Origin of the sequence: uncultured Nocardioides sp. (assembly GCF_902805925.1) — a bacterium.
Classification (GTDB): domain Bacteria; phylum Actinomycetota; class Actinomycetes; order Propionibacteriales; family Nocardioidaceae; genus Nocardioides.
This window is the reverse complement of record NZ_CADCUP010000134.1, coordinates 1-6,540: the sequence shown is the minus strand read 5'-3', so window position 1 is coordinate 6,540 and position 6,540 is coordinate 1. Positions and strand designations below refer to the sequence as shown.

Here is a 6,540-nt window from a genome sequence, read left to right as displayed (position 1 = left end):
GCGCATCTTCGGCTCACGCGTCCTGCGGCTGCCGGGGGAGACCCGGGAGCTGTTGCTGGTCGCCGCGCTCGGCCAGGACGACGTCGTGCTGCCGTTCCCGGACTGGTCCCACCGGGAGCGCGCGCTGGCACCGGCCCGCGAGCTCGGCCTGGTCCGGCTCGAGGGTGGGCAGGGCCAGGTCGTCTTCCGGCACCCGCTGGTGCGCGCGACGGTGGTCGAGCTGTCCACCAGCGCCGAGCGTCGCCGTGCTCACCAGGTGCTGGCCGCCGCCTACCAGGCCGGCGACGATCGCGCGGCGTGGCACCTGGCCGCGGCGACCGTGACGCCGGACGAGGAGGTGGCCGAGCTGCTCGAGCGGGCCGCTCAGCGGGCGTGGCGTCGCGGGGACGCGGTCGGGGCGGTGCGCACCTTGGTGCATGCGGCGGAGATGTCCCCTCCCGGCCGAGCGCGCGCCCGCCGCTTCGCCGCCGCGGCGTACCAGGGCGCGGACGTGGTGGGGGACCTCGACGGGGCGAGCCGCCTGATGCGCAACGCCGAGGCCACGGAGGTCGGTACGCCGCAGAGCCTGCAGGCGGCGACGGTGACCGCCTACCTGCTGCTCAACGGGTCCGGCGACACCCGGACCGCCCACCGGGTGCTGGTGGAGGCGCTGCAGGCCACCGTGGAGGTGTCCGGCGCCGAGGAGCAGATGCTGGTCGAGGCGGTGCACAACCTCTGCGAGATCAGCCTCTACGCCGACGACCCCGAGCTGTGGTCGGCCTTCCGATCCGCGCTGGCCCGGGCACCGCTCGCCCGGTATCCCGTCCTGGACCTGTGGGTGGGGCTCGTGGTGGATCCCGTCCGCACCGGCGCCGCGGTGCTGGCCGATCTCGAGGTCGCCCTGGACTCGCTCGTCACCGAGACCGACCCGGTCAGGGTGGAGCGGGTCGCCACCGCCGCGATCTTCGTCGACCGGGTCACGCGTGCTCGAGGACCGCTGCTCCGCCTCGCCGACGACGCTCGGGCCGGAGGAACGGTGACGTCGGGGATCATGGCGCTGATGCTGTTGTCGCTGGAGGCCTTCCAGGACGGCGACTGGGACAGCGCCCGCTCCTGGGGGGTGGAGGGGCTCGCCTGGTGCCGGCAGCACGGGTTCGACCTCCTCAGCTGGCCGCTCCAGCTGACCCAGGCGTTGCTCGCCGCCGGACGCGGCGACAGCGCCGGTGTGCAGTCGCTGACCGACCGCATGCGCAGCTGGGCCACCCCACGGCAGGTGGGCGCCGTGCTGCAGTACGCCGCGCACGCAACGGCCCTCGACGCCTTGGGCCGAGGCGATCACGAGACGGCGTTCCGCGCGGTCAGCGCCATCAGCGCGCCCGGTGAGCTGCGCGCCCACTGCGGGCACGCACTGTGGGTCCCGCTGCTCCTGGTCGAAGCAGCGGTCCACGCCGGCCATGCCGAAGCCGCCCGGGCCCACGTCGCTGCGATGGAGGCCGCCGGCGTCGGCGAGCTCTCACCCCGCTTGGCCCTGCGCGTCAACGGGGCGCGCGCCATCGCCGCACCGCAGCTGGACAGGGAGCTGTTCGACCGGGCGCTGCGCACACCGCAGGCGCGGGCCTCGCCGTTCGAGCTGGCTCGCATCCAGCTGCGCTACGGCCAGCGGCTGCGTCGTGCCCGAGCCGCAACCGAGGCCCGCAGTCACCTCCAGGACGCGCTGGTCACGTTCGGCCGGCTCGGCGCCGCACCATGGGTCGCGGCGACCGAGGAGGAGCTGCGGGCGACCGGCCCGGTGAAGGACCTCAGCCGTCCGGGCACGACGCCGGCCGGCCTGACGCCCCAGGAGCACCGGGTCGCGAACCTCGCCGCGGCGGGGCTGTCCAACCGCCAGATCGGGGAGCGGCTCCTGATCTCGGCGCGCACGGTCGGGGCCCACCTGCAGGGCGCCTTCGGCAAGCTCGCCGTGCACAACCGCGCCGGACTCACCGACGCCCTGTCGCAGCACCAGGACGGCGCGGATCCGGCACTCTCGAGGCCCGACGTGGGTGCCGGGTCGGGTGGTCAGGCATGAGCACGCTGGTCGGCCGCTCCCGCGAGCTGAGCGCCCTGCCCGGGCCGGCAGGAGGCCCGAGCCGCGGCGGTGCGGCCCTGCTCATGGTCGGGGAGGCCGGCATCGGCAAGTCCGCGTTGCTGCAGCAGGCGGCGGCCGTGGCCTCCGAGCACGGGAGCCGGGTGCTGCACCTGGGCCCGGCCGGGCCGTCGGCCGCTCCGGCGCCGTTCGATGCGCTCCAGAGGCTCCTCGCGCCGCTTGCTGCCGATGCCGTCACCCTGACGCAGGCGCACCGGGCCGCTCTCGACGTCGCCCTGCGCGCGCGCCCGGGTTCCACTCCGTCGCGGAGCCTGCTCGGCGTCGCCGTGCTCGCCCTGCTCACCGCCACCGAGCAGCCCGTGCTCGCCCTGGTCGACGACCTGCAGGAGTTCGACCCGGCCAGCGCCGAGGTGCTCGGGTACGTCGCCCGCCGGGTGGCCGGCACGAACGCCAGCGTCGTCGTCGCGACCCGACCCGACGCGGGGGCGGCGTTCGACCGGGTCGACGTCGGGCGACTGCGCGTGGGGCCCCTCCACGCCGACGACGCGAGGGCACTGCTGGGCCGACACCATCCTGCGCTGTCCCACCCGGTGCGTGAGCGTGTCCTCCGCGAGGCCCGCGGGAACCCGCTGGCGCTGCTGGAGCTGCCTCGCAGCCTCAGCGTGCCGCAGCAGCGGGGGCAGGCCGCACTTCCGCGGCCGATCACCGTGACCGGCATCGTCACCGACGTGTTCGGTGCGCGCCTGGCCGCACTCCCGGCACCGACGCGCGAGGCCCTCCTCCTGCTCGCACTGGACGGGACCGGCTCCCTGGACGTGCTGCAGGCGGCCGACGGGGACGGCCTGCTGGCTCTCGCTCCCGCTGAGCGCGCCGGCCTGGTCAAGGTGGAGGAGGAGCTGGGCCGATGGCACTTCCGCCACCCCCTGCTGCAGCCGACCGTCGTCACGCTCGCCGACGACCGCAGCCGCCGCCGCGCCCATCAGCGGCTCGCCGAGGTCCTCCACCACGTCCCGGCGCGTCGGGCTTGGCACCTGGCCGAGGCCACCTCGGGCACCGACGAGCACGTGGCCGCCCTGCTCGAGGACGAGGCTCGGCGCAGGCTGCGTCGCGGGGATCCCGCCGGTGCGGCGGCGCACCTGCTGCGCGCCGCTGCGTTGAGTGAGGCCAGGGGCGAGCGCGCCCGGCGCCAGGTGCACGCCGCTCTCCTCGACGCCGACGCGACCGGCGACCTCAGGGGCGCCGGCGAGCTGCTGGCCGAGGCCGCACGGGCCGAGCCCGCCCTGACGCGGTCACTGCCGGCCACCCTCGTCGCATCGACCATGCTCCTCAACGGCGAGGGCGAGGCGGCCACGGCGCACCGGCTGCTGAGCGAGGCGATCGAGTCCTACCCGGGCCGCGACCCCGACGACGCCCTGCTGGAGGAGGCGCTGCACGCGCTGCTGCTGATGAGCTGGTTCGCCGGGCGACCGGAGCACTGGCACCCGTTCCGGCGCGTCCTCCAGGAGCTGGGACCCGGTGCTCCGGCGCTGCTCGACCTGGTGCACCGCGCCTTCGCCGACCCCGCCGGTCAGGCCCACGGCGCGATCGTCGACCTGGAGCGCATGGTGCAGGCGGCGGCCACCGAGCGGGACCCGGTGACCGTCCTGCGGGTGGCCCTGGCCTGCGCCTACGTCGACCGGCTCGGCCAGGTGCGCCCGGCGCTGCGGCGGGTGCTCGCGGACGCGCGCGAGAACGGAGCCGTCGTGCTGGCGCTGCACGCGCTCGTCTCCTGCACCATCGACGCCTGGCACAGCGGCGAGTGGGACGAGGCCCTGGCCCTCGCCGAGGAGGGGGTGCAGCTGTGCGAGGAGCACGGCTACGACCGGTACGCGGTGATGCTCGGCGGCTACCTGGGTCACCTCGTGGGCATCGCCCGGGGCGACCTGGACGACGCCGAGGACGCCGCGCAGGAGCTGGCCGTCTGGGCGGCCGGCCGGGGCGCCGGGACGGCGACGCAGTTCGCCGAGCACCTCCGCTGCCTGGCGGCCATCGCCACGGGTGACTACGAGACCGCCTTCGCCCACGCCTGCGCGGTCAGTGCTCCCGGGGAGCTGGCGCCGTACCACCCGCAGGCGCTGTGGCTGCTGCTGGAGCTCGTCGAGTCCGCGGTGCGCACCGGCCGCCACGACGCCGCGGCACGCCACGTCGAGGTCATGGCCAAGCGGCGGCTCGCCGAGCTCTCACCGCGGCTGGAGATGGTCACCGCAGGCTGCGCCGCGCTCCTGGCGACGGGCGCCGACGCCCGTGCCGAGGCGACCCGTTGGTTCGACCGAGCCCTCGCTGTGCCCGGGGGGCGACGATGGCCCTTCGACCGGGCTCGGATCCAGCTGGCGTACGGCGAGCACCTGAGGCGGACGGGTCGGGTGCCCGCCGCCCGGGACGAGCTCTCAGCCGCCCTGGACGGCTTCCGGATGCTCGGTGCTGCACCGTGGGCCGGCCGGGCGTCCGAGCAGCTCCGTGCCGCCGGGGTGATCGGCCCGGTGAGGGCGAGGGTGCAACGGCCCCTGACCGAGCGGGAGCGCGACGTCGCCGCCCTGGCGGCGCGCGGCCTGACGAACCGGGAGATCGGCGACCGGCTGTTCCTCTCACCCCGGTCGGTGGGCTCGGTGCTCTACCGCGTCTTCCCCAAGCTCGGCATCACCTCGCGCGCGGCGCTGTCCGCGGCGCTCGCGCAGCCACCCGGTCCCGACGCCGGCCAGGCGCCGCGAGACGGGTCGGCGTCGTGATCGTGGCTGCCCTCACGCTTGGTAGCGCTCCTCCTGCCAGGGGTCGCCGCGGTCGTGGTAGCCGCGCTGCTCCCAGAACCCGGGCCGATCCTGCTCGACCAGCTCGAGGCGGCTGATCCACTTGGCGGACTTCCAGAAGTACAGGTGGGGGACGAGGAGGCGAGCAGGGCCCCCGTGGACGGGAGCCAGGGGCTGCCCGTCGAACTCCCACACCACCCAGGCCCGGCCGCCGGTGACGTCGGCGAGAGGGAGGTTGGTGGTGTAGCCCGTGCTGGAGTGCGCCATCACGAAGGCGGCCGACGGGCTGGGGACCGCGGCGCCGAGGAGGACGTCGACGCTGACCCCGGTGAAGACCGTGTCGAACTTCGACCAGGTGGTGACGCAGTGGATGTCGCCGGAGTACGTCGACCCGGGAAGACCGTGGATCTCGTCCCAGGTCCAGGAGACGACCGCCTCGACCAGCCCGTCCACGGTCATGGTCCAGCTCGCGAGGTCCGGCTTGGGCGTCGTCTCGTAGGAGAGCACCGGCCAGGACCTGCCGGTGTCGTGCTGCCCGGGGGGCAACCGGTCCGAGCGTTCGCTGCGGCGGCCGATGAAGCTTCCTGTGACCATGGTGAGACCTTCCTGGGCTGGCGGAGCGGGGATGGTGGCTGCCGGCCACGCTCAGGCGGCGTGGCCGGAGGCGCGGGGTGCCCGGTGCACCAGGGCGGCGCGCAGGATGGCGTGGCTGCGGCACAGGCGGCTGCCCACCGTTCCGGGGGCGACACCGAGCCGCACCGCCACCTCGGCGTAGGTCAGCCCCTCGACGTCGTGGAGCAGCACGGTGTGCAGCTGGTCGGTGGTGAGCCGCGCCAGCGCCACCCGGACGTCGGCCTCGATCATCCGGCCCATGACGAGCTCGTGCGGTCCCGCCTCCGGGCTGGGTCGGCCGGCCAGGAGGTCGGTGAGCCGTCGCCGGAGGCGGTGGGTGCGAGTGCGTTCGAGGAAGCAGTTGAGGGTGATCCGGTACAGCCAGCCCTCCAGGCTGCCCAGCGACGGGTCGAACCTCGGCAGGTGCCGCAGCACCCGCAGGAACACGTCCTGGGTCAGGTCGTCGGCCTCGTCCGCGTCGCGCGTGAGCCGCAGGGCCTGCTGACGGACCCGGGCGCCGTAGATGCGGAAGACCTCGTCCACGTCCGGCGCCTGCTGCTGCGCGGAGGACGCCGAGGTCACGACGGCACCCCCGCCGTGGCGGCGGCGGCGAGGCCCGGGTCGTGGGCCGGCCGCTCCGCCCCGGGGGCGAGTCCGAGGACCTCGACGACCGCGGCCGCGAACGCGTCCGGTGCCTCCTGCGGGAGGTTGTGGCCGGCGGCGGGGACCTGGTGGTGGCGGCGCTCGCCGGTGAAGTGGGCAGCGCTTGCGCTGGCCTCGGTGGCGGGGAAGTTGCCGTCCGCCAATCCGTCCAGGGTGACCGCCGGCACGGCAATGGGCGGAAGGGTGCGGAGCCGGTCCTGGAGATGTGCGTAGGCCGGGTGCCCCGCCGCGAGCCCGAGCCGATGCCGGTAGGAGTGCAGCACGACGTCGACGAAGTCGGGGTTCTCGAACGCCTCGGCAGCGCGGTCGAGCACCTCGTCGTCGAATGTCCAGGCGGGGGAGTTGCGGCGCCAGATGACCTCCGCGATGCTGCGAGCATCGGCCCGCAGCCCGTTCTCCCCACGGACGGTTGAGAAG

At 75.1% G+C, this 6,540-nt stretch carries 5 protein-coding genes; 2 read left to right on the top strand and 3 right to left on the bottom strand.

Annotation, left to right across the window (positions count from 1 at the left end; all coding sequences use genetic code 11):
* A partial coding sequence (locus QZX64_RS09790) for a LuxR family transcriptional regulator (protein WP_295658884.1) occupies positions 1-2,047 on the top strand: 2,047 nt, incomplete at its 5' end.
* Entirely contained in the window at positions 2,044-4,830 is a 2,787-nt protein-coding gene (locus QZX64_RS09785) for a LuxR family transcriptional regulator (RefSeq protein WP_295658876.1), read from the top strand. The genes QZX64_RS09790 and QZX64_RS09785, both read left to right, overlap by 4 nt.
* Before the next feature lie 12 nt (positions 4,831-4,842).
* Here the strand turns inward: QZX64_RS09785 and QZX64_RS09780 are convergent, their stop codons facing one another.
* The 3 genes from QZX64_RS09780 to QZX64_RS09770 all read right to left on the bottom strand — a co-directional run.
* A complete protein-coding gene (locus QZX64_RS09780; RefSeq protein WP_295658872.1) occupies positions 4,843-5,442 on the bottom strand; it encodes a sulfite oxidase-like oxidoreductase in 600 nt (199 codons plus the stop codon).
* A 51-nt stretch (positions 5,443-5,493) separates the two neighbouring features.
* On the bottom strand, positions 5,494-6,042 hold the full coding sequence (locus tag QZX64_RS09775) for an RNA polymerase sigma factor (RefSeq protein WP_295658867.1): 549 nt from the start codon (positions 6,040-6,042) through the stop codon (positions 5,494-5,496).
* A partial coding sequence (locus QZX64_RS09770) for an alpha/beta fold hydrolase (protein ID WP_295658860.1) occupies positions 6,039-6,540 on the bottom strand: 502 nt, incomplete at its 5' end. The genes QZX64_RS09770 and QZX64_RS09775, both read right to left, overlap by 4 nt.

Coding starts and splice junctions, on each gene's coding strand:
- QZX64_RS09785 (WP_295658876.1), top strand. CDS start 2,044: ATGAGCACGCTGGTCGGCCGCTCCCGCGAGCTGAGCGCCCTGCCCGGG.
- QZX64_RS09780 (WP_295658872.1), bottom strand. CDS start 5,442: ATGGTCACAGGAAGCTTCATCGGCCGCCGCAGCGAACGCTCGGACCGG.